The organism is Fulvivirga sp. AWR4_260, assembly GCF_056158185.1.
In genome coordinates this window covers 860465-877380 of record NZ_JBSWSU010000001.1, presented here as the reverse complement: position 1 = coordinate 877380, position 16916 = coordinate 860465, and the positions used below count along the sequence as shown (strand labels likewise).

Annotated in this window: 14 protein-coding genes; 12 read left to right on the top strand and 2 right to left on the bottom strand. The window is 36.3% G+C overall.

Features of this window, described 5'->3' with window-relative positions:
- The first annotated feature begins 136 nt into the window (after positions 1–136).
- A complete protein-coding gene (locus ACXACQ_RS03750; protein ID WP_474974588.1) occupies positions 137–1510 on the top strand; it encodes an exonuclease domain-containing protein in 1374 nt (457 codons plus the stop codon).
- Here ACXACQ_RS03750 and ACXACQ_RS03745 read toward each other — a convergent pair.
- Entirely contained in the window at positions 1500–2195 is a 696-nt protein-coding gene (locus ACXACQ_RS03745; RefSeq protein ID WP_474974587.1) for a metallophosphoesterase, read from the bottom strand. The genes ACXACQ_RS03750 and ACXACQ_RS03745 overlap by 11 nt on opposite strands.
- A gap of 206 nt (positions 2196–2401) precedes the next feature.
- On the opposite strand from ACXACQ_RS03745, the gene ACXACQ_RS03740 reads away from it, so the two are divergent.
- From ACXACQ_RS03740 to ACXACQ_RS03730, 3 genes are all read left to right on the top strand, one after another.
- Positions 2402–3394 (top strand): AAA family ATPase, encoded by a 993-nt coding sequence (locus ACXACQ_RS03740; RefSeq protein ID WP_474974586.1) that lies wholly within the window; start codon positions 2402–2404, stop codon positions 3392–3394.
- Between the two features lie 215 nt (positions 3395–3609).
- Positions 3610–4902: a hypothetical protein gene (locus ACXACQ_RS03735; RefSeq protein ID WP_474974585.1), complete on the top strand. Its 1293-nt coding sequence runs from the start codon at positions 3610–3612 to the stop codon at positions 4900–4902.
- Positions 4903–5116: 214 nt separating this feature from the next.
- Positions 5117–7993 (top strand): TonB-dependent receptor, encoded by a 2877-nt coding sequence (locus ACXACQ_RS03730; protein WP_474974584.1) that lies wholly within the window; start codon positions 5117–5119, stop codon positions 7991–7993.
- A gap of 30 nt (positions 7994–8023) precedes the next feature.
- On the opposite strand, the gene ACXACQ_RS03725 is transcribed toward ACXACQ_RS03730, so the two are convergent.
- Positions 8024–8434, bottom strand: coding sequence for a lysozyme inhibitor LprI family protein (locus tag ACXACQ_RS03725; RefSeq protein WP_474974583.1), 411 nt, complete (start codon positions 8432–8434; stop codon positions 8024–8026).
- A 452-nt stretch (positions 8435–8886) separates the two neighbouring features.
- Here ACXACQ_RS03725 and ACXACQ_RS03720 point away from each other — a divergent pair, with 452 nt between their 5' ends.
- The 8 genes from ACXACQ_RS03720 (at position 8887) to arsM (ending at position 16827) form a co-directional block, all read left to right on the top strand.
- Positions 8887–10479, top strand: a complete 1593-nt coding sequence (locus ACXACQ_RS03720; RefSeq protein WP_474974582.1) for a GAF domain-containing protein — start codon at positions 8887–8889, stop codon at positions 10477–10479.
- A 156-nt stretch (positions 10480–10635) separates the two neighbouring features.
- Positions 10636–11544 (top strand): TIGR01777 family oxidoreductase, encoded by a 909-nt coding sequence (locus ACXACQ_RS03715; protein ID WP_474974581.1) that lies wholly within the window; start codon positions 10636–10638, stop codon positions 11542–11544.
- A 65-nt stretch (positions 11545–11609) separates the two neighbouring features.
- A complete protein-coding gene (locus ACXACQ_RS03710) occupies positions 11610–12368 on the top strand; it encodes an LOG family protein (protein WP_474974580.1) in 759 nt (252 codons plus the stop codon).
- Positions 12369–12505: 137 nt separating this feature from the next.
- Positions 12506–13477: a lytic transglycosylase domain-containing protein gene (locus ACXACQ_RS03705; protein ID WP_474974579.1), complete on the top strand. Its 972-nt coding sequence runs from the start codon at positions 12506–12508 to the stop codon at positions 13475–13477.
- Positions 13478–13574: 97 nt separating this feature from the next.
- Positions 13575–13910 (top strand): arsenosugar biosynthesis-associated peroxidase-like protein, encoded by a 336-nt coding sequence (locus ACXACQ_RS03700; RefSeq protein WP_474974578.1) that lies wholly within the window; start codon positions 13575–13577, stop codon positions 13908–13910.
- A 14-nt stretch (positions 13911–13924) separates the two neighbouring features.
- A complete protein-coding gene (gene arsS / locus ACXACQ_RS03695) occupies positions 13925–14980 on the top strand; it encodes an arsenosugar biosynthesis radical SAM (seleno)protein ArsS (protein WP_474974577.1) in 1056 nt (351 codons plus the stop codon).
- Positions 14981–15031: 51 nt separating this feature from the next.
- Entirely contained in the window at positions 15032–15850 is an 819-nt protein-coding gene (locus ACXACQ_RS03690) for a purine-nucleoside phosphorylase (RefSeq protein ID WP_474974576.1), read from the top strand.
- A 5-nt stretch (positions 15851–15855) separates the two neighbouring features.
- Complete coding sequence (arsM, locus tag ACXACQ_RS03685) at positions 15856–16827, top strand: arsenosugar biosynthesis arsenite methyltransferase ArsM (protein ID WP_474974575.1); 972 nt, start codon at positions 15856–15858, stop codon at positions 16825–16827.
- Positions 16828–16916 lie beyond the last annotated feature (89 nt).

The window sequence follows — 16916 nt, the reverse complement described above, 5'->3', positions numbered from 1 at the left end:
ATGAATGGATATGTCAGGCATATCATTAAGTTAAGCTGGTTTTTTATTTTATAACAGTTTTTTAGTGTAGATGTTTGGTGGAATTAGGAGGAACATCTGCCACATCAAGTATAATTTTTTGGATTTTTACTAGATCATGAATTACGCAATTGTCGATATTGAAACTACTGGTGGGTATTCTGGTAGTGGAAGAATTACTGAAATAGCCATTTTAATATTTGATGGAGAAAAAGTGGTGGACAGGTTTGAGTCTTTGGTGAACCCAGAGGCTGATATTCCTCCGTATATTACTGGGCTTACTGGTATCTCTCAGCAAATGGTGGAAAATGCACCCACATTTTCTGAGCTAGCCGATGAAATCAATGATTATTTAAAAGATTCAATATTTGTAGCGCATAATGTTTCCTTTGATTATTCTTTTATTAAAAAAGAATTGGAGGTAGCAGGTTATTCTTTCAACCCTAAGAGGCTATGCACGGTTCGTTTGAGCAGGGCTATATTTAAAGGTCATAAGTCCTATAGCCTGGGGAATTTGTGTGAGCAGTTAGACATCCAGATTGAGAATAGGCATAGAGCAATGGGAGATGCTGAAGCCACCGCAGTACTGTTCGAAATGCTACTAAAGTCTAATCCTGATTTTGTATCTTCTGCGCTAAAAAGAAATTCAAAAGAGAAGACTCTCCCACCCAATTTATCGAAAGATGTATATGAGGCTTTGCCAGAGGAGGCTGGGGTGTATTATTTTCATGACAATCATGGCAATGTAATTTATGTTGGTAAGGCCATTAATATCAAAAAAAGGATTACGGGTCATTTTTCTGGTACTAGTAAGAATAAAAGAAACCAAGCTATTAGAAATGAAATTCATAACATAAGTTATGAGCTGTCAGGAAATGAACTTATAGCACTTTTACTAGAGTCTCAAGAAATAAAAAGGTTATGGCCAAAATATAACCGTTCTCAGAAAGTGAAAACTGAAGCTTGGGCTTTGTACCGATATGAAGATATGGATGGTTATGTGCGGTTTAATATTGGTAAAAAAGTAAAAGGTATAACTCCTGTTTTAGGGTTTCATACGCACGCAGAGGCTTGGCAGTTTTTACTGGACTTGGTCAAAGAATTTAAGCTATGTCCTAAATTATCAGGTATTCAGAAAAGTGCTTCGGCTTGTTATGATTTTCCTCAGGGGCAATGTTTAGGAGCTTGTGATGGGCAAGAAATGGCAGGGAGCTATAATGGACGGGTTAATGAGGCGCTTCAAAAGTTTACTAATACAGGAAGATCTTTTGGGATATTGGGGACAGGAAGACACCGTGAAGAGTGCTCTATTATTTTGGTGGAAAAAGGGACATATCAAGGATTTGGGTACTTTTCTGTAGATGAACAATTAACCTCTATTGATGAAGTAAAGCCGGTGGTGAAAAAATATCAGACTACAGCTGAAATTGATAATTATATATTAAACTATCTAGCCACCAATGATGCTCATGTGATTGAGTTTAGTACTTAATTCTACCGCTACCAGGTGGGTATAAGGTGTCTACTTTGTCGCTAGTGAAAATTTCTTTGCTATTAATGTCCATTAAAGAAAGTACGCCATCCCAGCCGGCACCTGTGTCCATAAGCCATACTTCGCAGGCTTGTATAGGTTGGTTGTAATTGTAGTTATGTATAGGGGTATGACCTATATAAATTTCATCAAATTGAGATAGGCTTTCTTCATTGCCATTTATCGAATTGTTGTATGCTAGTTTAAATAAGCTTCTATCCCACAAAAATGTATCAATAGATTGCTGCTCTATAGGCTTATCTAATTGTATGCCCCCATGGACAAAAAGTCTATTGTTTTGAATTAAGTATGGTATTGCATTATATAATAACTGTCTGTGTGTTGGGCTCATTAATGAGCCGTTATAGCTGGCCACAGTATTTGCGCCTCCTTGTTTTAGCCACTCTTCATTTGTGATTCCGGTTTTGGCCCATTTTAATGCCCAGTAGTCATGGTTTCCAAGAATAAAAGAGAGGTGATTAATTTTTAATAATTCGCTAATGGCTTCATTAGTTTGAGGCCATCCATCGCACACATCGCCAAGGCAAATGAGCTCATCTTTTGTGTAATCAAATTTTGCTCTTTCAAGGCATTGAATTAATGCTTTGTAGGCTCCATGAATATCTCCTATAACAAAATGCCTCATTTGATATTATTATTTAACGTACGATTCAACTTCATCTAAAATGAAAATGGAGAGTGTTTGTTATAAAAGTTAGTTAATATCTTAATAAAGGTTAAAAAATTAATCTTATTTGTAGGTGGCGTAACCCTTTATAAAAAAAATCGCTTTAAATATATATTATTGTAATAGTTTTACAGTTTTACTATTAAACTTAACCAATCTTAGGAATGGAAGATTCAGTATCTACAGTAGAAAAGAAGAGAGAGCATCAGGACAAAATAAAAGCAGTATTTTCAGAAGTAGGAAAAGTGGTTGTTGGTCAGGAGGCCATGCTTAATCGATTATTAATAGGCTTATTTACCCAAAGTCATATACTACTAGAAGGTGTACCTGGAATAGCCAAAACCTTAACCGTAAGTACACTAGCCAAAGTTTTGCATTTAGACTTTCAAAGAATTCAGTTTACCCCGGATTTATTACCAGCAGATTTGATTGGTACTATGATATACAATCAAAAGCTTTCAAACTTTGAGGTAAAACAAGGACCAATATTTGCAAATATTATTTTGGCCGATGAGATAAATCGTTCTCCAGCAAAAGTGCAGTCAGCTTTGCTAGAGGCCATGCAAGAGAAGCAAGTTACTATTGGAGAAACTACCTTTGAGCTTGACAGGCCTTTCTTAGTTTTGGCAACTCAAAACCCAGTAGATCAGGAAGGTACTTACCCTTTGCCAGAGGCGCAAGTAGATAGATTTATGATGAAGGTGCATGTAGATTATCCTACCAAAGACCAAGAACTGGAGGTGATGAGAAGAATCTCTAATATGCAGTTTGATTATACCGTAAATACTGTGCTTTCTAAAGAAGATATTTTTGAAATCAGAGATGAGATTAATAAAACCACTATATCAGAATCTTTAGAGAAATATATTGTAGAACTGGTGTATGCCACCAGAGATCCCAAGGCTTACGGTCTGAAAGATGAAGCTGAATATATTCAGTTTGGAGTCTCTCCTAGAGCAACTATTAATTTGAATAGGGCTGCAAAGGCTATTGCTTATTTTGATGGTAGAGACTATGTGCTACCTGAGGATATAAAAGAAGTTGCTGGTGATGTGCTAAACCACAGGATAATATTGAATTATGAAGCTGAAGCTGATAATATAAGTACATATAAAATAATTGAATCGATATTGAATAAAGTGCCGATTAACAATTAATTAATGTGCGATAAATAGACTTCTTTCACGTACAGAAAGTATTATTAGCCACTGCAGAAATGTAGTGGCTTTTTTGTTAACAATTACTTAAAAAAGGGTTGTCATTGTTTAACAAATGATTAATACGCTTGCCTCTTTGACTTAACATTTATTATTCACCTTTGAGGCACAAATTGAACCAAGACAGTAATTTTTACTATTTAATTATTAGAGCAATGAAAAAAATCTTATCGCTTGCGGCTGCTTTCGGAATGATGTTTTATTTATCATCATGTAGTGATGATGATGATTCTTCTACTCCGAGTAATCCCGAACCAGAGAACCCTGAAGAAGTGGTTGTAACACAAAATATAACTTCAAATACAACATGGACAGCATCATCAACTTATGTGTTGGCTGGTCGTATCGTTGTAACAGAAGGAAATACATTAACAATCGAGCCTGGTACAGTAATAAAAGGACAACAAGGAACAGGATCAAATGCTAAGGCACTTCTTATAGCAAGAGGAGCAAAAATTATGGCTGAAGGAACTGCTTCTAAGCCTATCATCTTTACCTCTATTTCAGATCAGCTTACTAAAGAAGATGTAGCTGCTGGTGACTTTGAGAGTCCTAACTTACAGCCTGATGTAAGTGGTTTATGGGGTGGTTTATTGATATTAGGAGATGCTCCTATTACTGCTGCTAGTACTACAGACGATAATGTAGATAACTTATCAGAAACTAACGTAGAAGGTATTCCTTCATCTTCTGAGGGTAGTCTTTACGGAGGAACTGAGGCTGAAGATAACTCAGGTGTATTAAGCTATGTTTCTATTCGTCATGGTGGAGCTAATATAGGTTCAGGAAATGAAATTAACGGTATCACTTTAGCTGGTGTTGGTTCTGGTACTTCTATCAGTAACATTGAAATCGTTGGTAACCAAGATGATGGTATCGAGTGGTTTGGTGGTAATGTAAGTGTTTCAAATGTAGTAGTTTGGAATGCTGGAGATGATGGGTTGGATACTGACCAAGACTGGGTAGGTACATGTTCTAATTTTATTATAGTTGCTCCTGATGGAAGTGCTTTTGAATTAGACGGTCCTGAAGGTGAAAGAAAAAGAGGTGTACCTCATAAATTTGATAAAGGAACTGTTTATGCAGGAGACAAGATTGATCGTCTTGTAGATTGGGATCCTTCTACTAACGCTCAATTGACAAACATATATTTCTACGGTATATCAACTACATATGGATACATCGAAGATGAAGATCCTGAAACTGAAGGTAATCAAGAGTTCTCTCCTATTGAGTCTTTTGGAGGTGACGAAAGCGGTACTTCTTCTAACTGGGAGTATACTTTGCTTGAAGGATCAAGAGAAGCATCTGATATTTTCTATCAGGTTCCTTCTGAAATCTTAAAAAGTGTTGAGGCTAACCAAAATTCAGTAGGTGTTCAATCTGAAACTGGTTTTGAGTGGACATTTGCATCACAAAGCGGAGCATTAAGTAACATCGGATTATAAGAAATAAAATGATCCTCATATTTAAAAGAAGGAGACACTAGCATTAGCGTCTCCTTCTTTTGTTATAGGATGTTAATCATTAAATATCTTAATGTTAATTCAATATTAATAAGTGAGGTTGTGGCTGTTAAATGTTAATATTTTAGTAATTAAATCTATTCAAATCTCTATTTCCCTAAATATTAATTTTGCAAAAAATTTAAGGTACGTCATTATGAAAAGAATAGCAGTGCTGTTAGCTTTCGTGGGCTTGGCATTTACAACTTTCGCGCAAAAAGGTACAATTAGAGGAACCGTATTCGAAGATGCTACAGGAGAGCCGATGATAGGTGTTTCAGTAGTAATAAAGGGAACTACCATAGGGGGAGTGAGTGATTTTGATGGAAAATTTCAAATTCAAGTTGCTCCAGGTGCATATGATGTACAAGCATCTTTTGTGTCTTATGAAACTGTAACTATCACCGGTATTGAGGTTAAGGAGGGAGAAGCGAATGTTTTAGACCAGATTCGTATGAGAGAAGCTGTATCAGAGCTACAAGAGGTTGTTATAACTGCGGAAGTATTAAAAACTAATGAAGCGGCACTGCTTACTGTAAAGAAAAAATCTGCCAACCTTATGGATGGTATTTCTGCTGCTAACTTTAGAAAAATAGGAGATTCCGATGCTGCTGGGGCAGTGAAGCGTGTTACGGGAGTTTCTGTTGAAGGAGGTAAATATGTATATGTAAGAGGTTTGGGAGACAGGTATACAAAAACTATGTTGAATTCTATGGATATACCCGGTTTAGATCCGGATAGAAATAGTTTGCAAATAGATATTTTCCCAACCAACCTAATAGATAACATGGTTGTGCTTAAATCTGGTTTAGCTGAAATGCCTGCAGATTTTACCGGTGGTGTTGTAGATATAGAAACAAAGGATTTTCCTGAAGAAAAGATTTTGGACGTTTCATTTGGTATGGAGTATAACCCATCTATGCATTTTAATAAAGATTATGTTACCTATGAAGGGGGCAATACTGATTGGCTAGGCTTTGATGATGGCGCTAGAGATTTGCCTAATGGAGCAAAGAATTATGTTCCTGCACCAGGTATAGATTCAGATCAAGATGTTTATAATTTCACTAAGCAAATGAGCCCTGATTTGGGAGCAGAGAATAAAACAAGTCCAATGAACTATAGCCTTGGTTTAACCTTTGGAAACCAAAAAGAGCTTAAAAATGGAAATAGCTTAGGGTATATTTTTTCTGCTACTTATAAGAGGAAAACTGAGTTCTACGATAACATTATTTATGGCGAGTATCAAAAGCCTCAAGGAGCTGAAGATACTGAGCTAATCACTGCTACTATCAGACAAGGTAGCCAGGGCTCTGAAAACGTATTATTAGGAGGTTTAGGAGGATTAGCCTATAAAACTCAAAATTCAAAGTACAGACTTACAGTGATGCATTTGCAAAATGGAGAAAGCACTGCTGCACGTTTAAATATTTTGGATGATCCTGATGATAAAGCATATGGAAAGTCGGGGTATACCGCTTATTCTGATAATCTTGCTTATTACCAAAGAGGTATGACTAACTTGCTTTTAAATGGTGAGCATCATATAAATAATGATGATTGGGTAATTGGCTGGAAAATATCGCCTACATTCTCTTCATTGAAAGATCCGGATATTAGAGTTTCACCTTTCTCTTATAGCCAAGGTCAGCCAGGAATTGCAGCAGGACAAGGAGGTATGCCTTCTCGTACTTGGAGATATTTGGATGAAGTAAATGTATCTAATAGAATTGATGTTACAAGAAATTTAACATTGTTTGGTGCTGATGCTAAATTTAAGGCCGGATTAAACTATGTATATAAAGAGCGTGATTATGAAATATTAAATTATCAGTTGGCATTCTTTGGTTCTCAGCCAGAGTTGTCTGGGGATCCGAATGAATTGCTATACGATGAAAATATATATCCTAACGCAGGTAATGTTTATTATCAGTCAGGAAACCAAAAACCTAACCCTAATGAATATAATTCAAATGTGAATAATATTGCAGGGTATGTGTCTGCGGAATTCTCCCTTTTTCCTAAACTTAAAACCGTTTGGGGTTTGAGAGCTGAGAATTATGTACAACGACATACCGGTAGAGATTTAGAGTATGCGCAGTCTGGGGTAAATGGTAATAATTTGGATAATACAAAGGTGTTAGACGAACTTAAGTTATTTCCTTCGGCTAACTTAATTTACTCTTTAACAGAAGAGCAAAATTTAAGGTTCAGTTATGCCCGTACTATCGCAAGACCATCTTTCAAAGAGTTGTCTTATGCTCAAATAATTGACCCAATTTCGAATAGAATATTTAATGGAGGTTTTTTTAAGTATTCAAACTGGGATGGTAATTTACATTCTACTTTAATAGATAACTTTGATTTAAGGTGGGAGATGTTCCTTCCTAAAGGGCAACTAATTTCATTAAGTGGATTTTATAAAAGTTTTGATGCTCCTATTGAGTTGGTAAGAATATCTACGGTATATACAAGTAGTGAATTTCAGCCAAGAAACGTGGGTAGTGCTAAAGTGTATGGATTGGAGTTAGAGTTTAGAAAATCATTAGACTTTATATCTCCGGCTTTATCAAAGTTTAAATTTAATGGTAATATAACCTATACCAAGTCTTTATTAGATATGACTGAGATGGAATATAACGCAAGAAAGGCTTACGAAAAAACAGGTGAAAATATAGATGATCAGCGAGACATGGCAGGTCAGGCTCCATATGTGGTTAATGCAGGTATAGCCTATGAAAATATCGAAAAAGCATTTGAGGCAGGCCTTTACTATAATGTGCAAGGAGAAACTTTAGTTGCTGTAGGTGGTGGTTTGTTTCCTGATGTTTATTCAGAGCCTTTTAATAGCCTTAATTTTAATGTAAACAAAAAGTTTGGTAAGGAAGATAAGCTATCACTTAACTTAAGTGTTGAAAATATATTAAATGATGATAGGGAAGAGTTTTATCACGGTTATCATGCCGCTGATCAGTACTTTACCAAAAAATCACCTGGTACTACCTTTGGAGTAGGCGTTGGATATTCATTTTAAAAATAAAAAAGCAAGTAGGAGCTTCCGCTCTTACTTGCTTAATTCACTTCTTGTGCTAGGGCACTCTTCTTGATTCACAATATCATTTTTTAACCATGATGACAGTTCTTTAATTCTTAAATCTGTCATTCTCTTTAGCTCTTTACATTTACAGGTATTAAATGTTTCGGGGTTAAATTCCTTACGATAGTAGATGTCCCAGTCATGTGGGTAGAGTGCTCTTAGATGCCTGTCTCTGTATTGCACCCAATATACTTGAGCCATTTCAAACCTACGTAAAAAGTCTTGGTCAGAAGATTTTCTTTTGATTTGCTCAATTAGTTCTAACAGCTCTTTATCTGCATCGTCAAAACTTTCGCAAGGAGGTTTTTCAGTAGTATTGCTTTCTTGGCAAGAAGTGGCATATATACAAATTATTATGCCTAATAGTAAGTGTCTCATTTTCTTATATTTTGCTATGTAAATATATTGAAAAGAGAAAAATTACGGGCACTTAAACACGCTGTAGTATGACCATTTTATAAAATTATTTTTAGTAAAGAAGAGGATTGCTTTAGTAGGTAGAAGCTTTAAATTAAGATTCTCTTATACTTTCTAAGGAAGAAATTAATAATAAAATATTAAAAGCCTTTTCATTTCGAAAAGGCTTTTTTATTTGCTTTATTGTGGTTACAATAAAAACATCTTTGTTATCTATACGAACAATGTTTACAATGGATTATGACTGATTGGATATCTTTAGTTTATACTTTTTTGTTATTCTCTGACAGAGAAGAAGTTATATAATTCTATTTTTTTAAAGTCTTGCGAGGCAAGAATTTTTTGTTTGAATAGCTGACTTTGTAGGCTTATTGTTGTATAATTAAGATTATTTTCATCAAAAAATTAATAATGTGAAAGTAGGTATTATTGATTTTATCAAGCGAAACTACATCACTGTTGCTTTGTCCACCCTAATGGCTTTAATATTAGTTGGTGCTGCGTTTACAATTTACAACAGAAAAGTAATGGTAGAAAACACCTTTTTGCAAAAGCAAACTGAGTGGACCAAAGAAAACCTTGGTAACATTTTTGACAGCGACCTAAGAAGAATGGATCTTGGACTTAGGGGCTATGCTATTACTCAAAATGAGCAAGTATTAAATCCATACAAGGATGGTATGAATGAGATCAAATGGACTATACATAATATAGATAGTGCATTTCAAGTTCAGAAGCTAGATACACTTGCCGAAGCATTCAATAGATTTAAAGTGAATCTTGATGAGTACATAGGAGTAACCAAGCAGCTTAAGGAATATGCAGATCAGGGAGACTTAGAAAGTTTTAAGGGGCTTTTGGCTGAAGACCGTGGCTTTGACTTATGGGAAGCATGGTCTCCTATATTCTTTGCGGCCTCAGATCATCAAAATATGCTAATAGAGCAGGCTCGAAATAATTATCAGAGGGCCTTAAATAGAAATATTACCATTCAGATAGTTTTAATACTTTTTAGTATTCCTACTATAGCCTCAGTGATTTATCGTTTAAGAAAAGACTCTAAGATGAGGTCTAACTTGCTGGAAGAATTTTCAAAACATAATAAGCGGTATGTCTATAACTCTGGAGATGATGAGGATGAAAAGAATCAAGAGAGTATTATTGCTAATTCAGTTGAAAACTTAAAGAAAGCCTCTGCTTTTATAAAGGAAATTACCAAAGGCAATTACGCTATTACCTGGAGTGGGCTTACAGAGAAAAATGCGGATCTAAATCAGGGCAACCTTGTGGGTGACTTGGTGAAGATGAGAGATCAGATGAAGGAGGTAAAAGCCGAGAGCGACCAAAGGTTGTGGAGTACGGATGGGTTAGCTCAATTCTCTGATGTGGCGAGAAATAACCAAAGCAATAATGAGCAATTGACGAACGAAGTGGTTAAGTTTTTAGCTAACTATTTAGATGCTCAGCAAGGATCTCTGTTTGTGCTGCAAGATGAGGATAGTGAAGACCTTCATTTGAAATTAATGGCTTGCTATGCTTTTGATAAGAAAAAATATGTAGAGAGAAGAATAGATATTGGAAGTGGATTGGTGGGACAAGCTTACCTAGAGGGGGGAACAGTAATGTTGACAGAGCTGCCACAAGGGTATATTAATATTACTTCTGGTTTAGGAGACGCTACACCTGAGTGTGTAATCATTGTACCAATGAAGTATAATGAGCAGGTAGAGGCTGTACTTGAGTTAGCAAGGTTTGAAGATTTTGAAACGCATGAAATTGAGTTTTTAGAGAAGGCCGGAGAGGTATTAGCTTCTGCCATTTACTCTACCAAAATTAACGAAAAAACAAGTTTGTTATTAGAGCAGTCCAGAGAGCAGGCTGAAATATTAAGGGCTCAGGAAGAAGAGCTAAGACAAAACATGGAAGAGATGCAGGCCACGCAAGAAGATATGAGAAGAAGAGAAGATGAGTTGCGAAGAGCCACTGAGGCACACAATAACAGTTAAACTACTTTGAATTATTTGCATTGGCCATGGCTGTGTTTCAGTCATGGCTTTTTTTTGGTCAATAGTTTTTAGTATACTTTGTTTAGGTTAATCAAATAAATAGAATAACCTTTTATTTATTTGAATCGTTTCTATTTTGCACTAATTATAAAAGAAATGAAAGGCACGGTTTTAATCACAGGTGGCACGGGGTTGATTGGTAAACATTTGACACAATTGTTGAGTGAAGAGGGCTATGACGTTCAATATTTATCGAGAAATCCAAAAGGAGTTAAAGGTATTAAGGCCTTTAAATGGGACATAAAAAGGCAGGAGATAGACCCTGAGGCTTTGGTTAGTGCTGATTATATTATTCATTTGGCCGGTGCTGGTGTGGCAGATGAGCGATGGACCAAGGAGAGAAAAGGCATAATTTTAGAAAGTAGAACGCAATCAACAGCGCTCTTAAGAGAAGCGCTAAGGAGTCAGGCTCATAATGTTAAGCAAGTGGTTAGTGCATCCGCTATCGGTTATTATGGTTTTGACACGGGTAATGTTTGGATGAAAGAAGAGGATCAGCCTGGCAACGATTTTTTAGCCGATGTTACCAAAGCTTGGGAAAATGAGATTAGCTTAATTGAGGGACTTGGAGTTAATTGTGCGCAAATTCGAGTAGGATTAGTGCTGGCTAAGGAAGGAGGAGCAATGAAGAAGCTATTAATACCTGCCAAATTAGGAGTAAATGCTCCTCTAGGTAACGGTAAACAGTATATGAGTTGGATACATATTAATGATTTATGTAGAATGTTTATTCATATCATAAAAAATAATCTTTCCGGACCATTTAATGGAGTAGCCCCTAACCCTGTGACTAATAAGGAGTTTACTAAGCAAATTTCTACTGCAGTTAATAGACCAGCATTTTTACCCAATGTGCCTGCATTTGCCTTAAAGTTAGTTTTAGGTGAGATGGCCAATATGTTAATAGGAGGAAACAGATGCTCCTCAAAAAAAATAGAACAAACAGATTTTATCTATCAATTTAGAGAATTGACCCCTGCATTTCAAGATTTACTGAAAAAGTAAAAAACTGAAACGTTTGCAAAATAATTAAGATTCTTTAAGTTTATTAGTTGATTAAATTTTTTAATATGAAGGGAAAAAAGAGAAAGTTAGATAATATTGAGGGGGTAGACACCCTGTCAGAAGACGAAAAAAGAATTATTAGAGCTTTTGAAGAAAAAGATTGGAATGAAATAAAGAGTTATGACTCTTGGGTCATCTTTAAAGTGATGTCAGAGTTTGTTGAAGGCTTTGAGAAATTAGCCAAAATAGGCCCGTGTGTTACTATCTTTGGTTCAGCACGTACTAGAAATGACCATAAATATTATAAAATGGCCGAAGCCATAGCTTCTAAGTTGGTAAGGCACGGTTATGGTGTAATTTCAGGTGGCGGACCAGGTATTATGGAGGCAGCTAATAAAGGAGCCAAAGCAGAAGGTGGTAAATCTGTAGGGCTTAATATTATACTTCCTTTTGAGCAAAAAGGTAACGATTATATCGATCCTGATAAATTAATAACCTTTGATTACTTCTTCGTGAGAAAAGTAATGTTTACAAAATACTCTCAAGGTTTTATCGTGATGCCTGGAGGTTTTGGTACGCTCGATGAATTATTTGAAGCCTTAACACTTATACAAACTAAAAAAATTGGCAAATTTCCGATTGTATTGGTAGGTAAAGAATACTGGGGCGGCTTACTTGATTGGATAGAAAATACTATGCTAAATGCGGCCAATAATGTAAGTAAAGATGATCTCAACTTATTCAAAATAGTAGAAACAGAAGAAGAGGCTGTAGCCGTAATCGATGATTTCTACAACAAGTATTTACTCTCACCAAATTTTTAAGCTACAACTCGTTTTGTACATTCGCCCATAGTTTTTGTGACTTGGGCGACCCTATCTTTGTTCAGCATATTTATGCTGAACTATTTTTATATATAGCTCATTAGTAATAAATAACTAATAATTTTTTAACTCCCCCTATGAAGTATTTCCCTCATGTAATTTCTGTTTTGGCACTTATCATCATCTGTGTTTATATAAAGTTTGATAACGGGCGCTCACAGGTAAATGCACCTTCAGCAGCTACTGCTACGGTTCCACCAGCATATGAGCAAGGACACGCACCCGGAGGAGAGTACAAAGAATACTTAAATGCGGTATCGTTAGATATACCACAATCGTTAACTTTTGCAGGAGAAAGAGTACCATTGGAAATCCCTGACGTAAAAGAGAGGTTGGACAGAGAGCTTTTAATAAATACTTACTGGCATAGTAGTACCATCTTTTTAATAAAAAGAGCCAATAGGTGGCTGCCTCAAATAGAAAAAATCTTAAAAGAAAATGGCATTCCTGATGACTTCAAATATATACCAGCCGTAGAAGGAGGTTTTGTAAATGCAGTTTCACCACGCGATGCAGTGGGCTTTTGGCAAATATTGGAATCCTCTGGCGAGGAAAATGGCCTTGAAATAAATAAGGAGGTAGATGAAAGGTATGATCCTTTGAAGTCAACATTGGCTGCATGCAAATACTTGAAGCAATCATACAACAAATTTGGAAACTGGACCAACGTAGCAGCCTCTTACAACAGAGGTATGGCGGGCCTGCAGCGAGCTTTAAATAATCAAAAAGTTGATAATTATTATGATTTATTGCTCAATGATGAAACTTCGAGGTACGTATTTAGAATTTTAGCTATTAAAGAAATAATTGAGAACCCTAAAAAGTACGGCTTCAATGTAGAGAAGAAACACCTTTATGGACAAGAAGAATTAAGGTATGTAAAGGTTGAAGATGATATTAAAGATTTGGTGGATTTTTCTAAAGAACAGGGCATCAATTATAAATTGCTAAAGAGGCATAACCCGTGGTTGAGAGATGACCACCTTGATGTAAGAAGGAACAAAACTTATCAAATAGCTATTCCGGTATTGCCCAATAAACAAGACTGATCTATTGTCAGTTGTATGACATTGCTTTGATTTGTAAAGATATTAACACCCTTTCGAACAATTTTTAACGTAACTATACTTACTAATTAAAAGCATTATGGAAAAGACATATTATGATCCGGCAGATTTGAAAAAGTTTGGAGATGTGGCTGAATTTGGCCCCGAGCTCGCTAAAAAATTTTTTGATTACTACGGAGACGTTTTTAAAGAAGGCGCATTAACAGCTAGAGAAAAATCACTGATTGCCTTGGCGGTAGCACATGCCATACAATGTCCTTATTGTATTGATGCTTACACTTCTGACTCTATGGAGAAAGGAGTAACTGAAGAACAAATGATGGAAGCGGTGCATGTAACTACTGCCATTAGAGGAGGAGCTTCATTAGTGCATAGTGTACAAATGATGAACAAGGCTAAGAAGCTTTCAATGTAAAGAAGTTTCAATCTATGTTAAAATCACTAAAGGCTACTCGTCATAATCTATCTGATACAAAATATCAGTTGCAAGTCTTATCATCTGGTAGGTTTGAAACCGGTGAGTGGCCTAGCTTTAAAGATCAATTATCCCATCTGGAACAATTTCCATTAAAACCTCATCAGATAGAAATTTTTCAGGTTAATCTCGGGTACATGTGTAATCAGGTATGTAAGCATTGCCATGTAGATGCGGGGCCCGATAGAAAAGAGATTATGACCAAAGATACCATGCGGCAGTGCTTGCATGTGTTGAAAAATAATAACATCCATACTTTGGATCTAACCGGAGGTGCTCCTGAAATGAACCCTGATTTCAGGTGGTTTGTGCAGGAAGCGAATAAAGTTGGAGTAAAAGAAATAATAGTAAGGTCTAACCTAACTATTATTTTGGCTAACCCTAAATATCATGACTTGCCCTCATTCTTTAAAGAGAATAATGTTCGAGTAGTTTCTTCTTTGCCGTTTTACCAAGCCGGTAAAACTGATCGGCAAAGGGGCTCTGGGGTATTTGATAAATCTATAGAAGCATTGAAGCTGCTAAATGAAGTTGGTTACGGAGTGCAAAATAGTGGGCTTATTCTCGATCTGGTTTATAACCCTGGCGGTGCCTTTTTGCCTTCTGATCAAGCAGCTTTAGAAAGAGACTTTAAAAAGGAGCTTGATGCTAATTTTGGTATTTCATTCAATAGCTTATTCACTATTACCAACCTTCCTATCAGTCGTTTTTTAGAGTTTCTCATAAGAAGTGAAAATTACGATGAATACATGGATAAATTAATTGGAGCTTTTAACCCTGCAGCAGTGGATGGTATTATGTGTAGAAATACAATTTCTATTGATTATGATGGCTATATGTATGATTGTGATTTTAACCAAATGCTAGGGCTGAAAATAGCAAAAACTGCAGGCCAGCACATTAGTGAGTTTTCGTTGGAGAGCATTTCAAAGAGAAATATTGTGGTGAGTCAGCATTGCTATGGCTGTACTGCTGGGGCTGGTTCGAGCTGCCAAGGTACTGTGGCGTAGTGCTATATTTTATCTAATTTTAAGGGCACTGATGTTTAAGACTTATTTAAAATGACGATAGAGCAAATACAAGAAACCGCTAATTTTTTAAAAAATGAAGGTTTTGAAGCTCCTCAAGTAGGAGTTATTTTGGGTACAGGACTTGGTAAAGGTTTTGTATCTGAAATAGAAATAGAAAAAGAATTGGCTTATGCCGATATTCCTCACTTCCCTATTGCTACAGTGGAGTTTCACAGTGGTAAATTAATATACGGTACTGTTCATGGTAAAAAGGTAATGGCTATGAGTGGCCGCTTTCACTATTACGAAGGTTATACCATGCAGCAAGTAACATTTCCTGTAAGGGTGATGAAAATGTTAGGGATCAAGCATCTATTGATTTCTAATGCTGGAGGCAATATGAACTTAGCTTGGAAAAAAGGCGATCTAATGCTAATTGAAGATCATATTAATTTACAGCCAGAAAACCCATTAGTGGGGCCGAATATTGATGAGCTAGGGCCTCGTTTTCCGGATATGACAGAGCCTTATGATGTTACTTTAAGGCATACTCTTTCTGACTTGGCTTATGATAAGGGCATTACATTACATCGGGGAGTTTATGTGGCTGTTACAGGACCTAACCTTGAAACTAAGGCAGAGTATAGATATTTAAGAAAAATAGGAGCTGATGTGGTAGGGATGTCAACTGTGCCAGAAGTTATTGTAGCCAAACATATGGATTTGCCATGTTGTGCTATTTCTGTGTTAACTGATGAGTGCGATCCCGATAACCTTCAACCCGTTAGTTTAGAAGAAATAATAGCTATAGCCAGTAAAGCCGAAGTGAAGTTAACGGAATTGTACATTTCGCTTATTGAGAAATTATAATGGATATGAGTAGCTATCATCAAACAACTCATGATGTATATAAACGTGCGGCAGAGTCACCAGACATAGGGCTATGCTGTACCACTACACCCATTTGGCAACTGCCTGGCTTGGATATGCCTAAAGTTATGCAGGAAATGAATTATGGCTGTGGCAGCACTGTGCATCCTCGCGACCTTGTTAATAACCCATCAATATTATATGTTGGAGTAGGTGGAGGAATGGAGCTTTTACAATTCGCATACTTTAGCCGAAAAGAAGGAGGAGTAATTGGTATAGACGTAGTTGATGAAATGCTGGAAGCCAGCCGCAAAAATTTCGGAGAAGCGGAAAGATTAAATGGTTGGTTTAAAAAAGATTTTGTAGACCTGAGAAAAGGTAATGCGCTAGATTTACCCGTAGCTGATGAATCGATTGATGTGGCAGCACAAAATTGTTTGTTTAATATTTTCACCACAGATGACTTGAAGCTGGCGCTATCTGAAATGTTTAGGGTGTTGAAACCTCATGGACGATTAGTATTGTCAGACCCTGTCTGTGAAACAGAAATGCCTCAAAACCTAAAAGATAATGATAAACTTAGGGCACTGTGCTTAAGTGGAGCACTTCCCCTAAAGGAATATGTTCAACTTATTACTGATGCAGGTTTTGGCACAGTGGAGATCAGAGCTAAAAGGCCTTACCGCATTCTGTCACCCAATAAATACGATACAGACACCGAGATCTTTATCGAAAGTGTAGAAGTATGTGCCATTAAAGATCCCATGCCTGAAGATGGGCCATGTGTATTTACTGGTAAAACAGCCATTTACTTTGGAGATGATGAGTATTTTGATGATGACAAAGGACATGTGCTAATGCCGAATCAGCCACTTGCTATATGTGATAAGACAGCATCAGCCTTAAGTACCCTCAACCGTGAGGATATCTTTATTTCACCATCCACTTATTTTTATGATGGCGGTGGTTGTTGTTAATTAATATGGAAATATTAAATACTTATGGGTTTTATTTTCGTATATGAGTTATGAGGTTAAAAGTAGTATTTAGTTTAATAATAACAATA

Coding starts and splice junctions, on each gene's coding strand:
- ACXACQ_RS03745 (WP_474974587.1), bottom strand. CDS start 2,195: ATGAGGCATTTTGTTATAGGAGATATTCATGGAGCCTACAAAGCATTA.
- ACXACQ_RS03725 (WP_474974583.1), bottom strand. CDS start 8,434: ATGAGACACTTACTATTAGGCATAATAATTTGTATATATGCCACTTCT.
- arsS (WP_474974577.1), top strand. CDS start 13,925: ATGTTAAAATCACTAAAGGCTACTCGTCATAATCTATCTGATACAAAA.
- ACXACQ_RS03700 (WP_474974578.1), top strand. CDS start 13,575: ATGGAAAAGACATATTATGATCCGGCAGATTTGAAAAAGTTTGGAGAT.
- arsM (WP_474974575.1), top strand. CDS start 15,856: ATGAGTAGCTATCATCAAACAACTCATGATGTATATAAACGTGCGGCA.
- ACXACQ_RS03735 (WP_474974585.1), top strand. CDS start 3,610: ATGAAAAAAATCTTATCGCTTGCGGCTGCTTTCGGAATGATGTTTTAT.
- ACXACQ_RS03705 (WP_474974579.1), top strand. CDS start 12,506: ATGAAGTATTTCCCTCATGTAATTTCTGTTTTGGCACTTATCATCATC.
- ACXACQ_RS03730 (WP_474974584.1), top strand. CDS start 5,117: ATGAAAAGAATAGCAGTGCTGTTAGCTTTCGTGGGCTTGGCATTTACA.
- ACXACQ_RS03740 (WP_474974586.1), top strand. CDS start 2,402: ATGGAAGATTCAGTATCTACAGTAGAAAAGAAGAGAGAGCATCAGGAC.
- ACXACQ_RS03715 (WP_474974581.1), top strand. CDS start 10,636: ATGAAAGGCACGGTTTTAATCACAGGTGGCACGGGGTTGATTGGTAAA.
- ACXACQ_RS03690 (WP_474974576.1), top strand. CDS start 15,032: ATGACGATAGAGCAAATACAAGAAACCGCTAATTTTTTAAAAAATGAA.
- ACXACQ_RS03710 (WP_474974580.1), top strand. CDS start 11,610: ATGAAGGGAAAAAAGAGAAAGTTAGATAATATTGAGGGGGTAGACACC.
- ACXACQ_RS03750 (WP_474974588.1), top strand. CDS start 137: ATGAATTACGCAATTGTCGATATTGAAACTACTGGTGGGTATTCTGGT.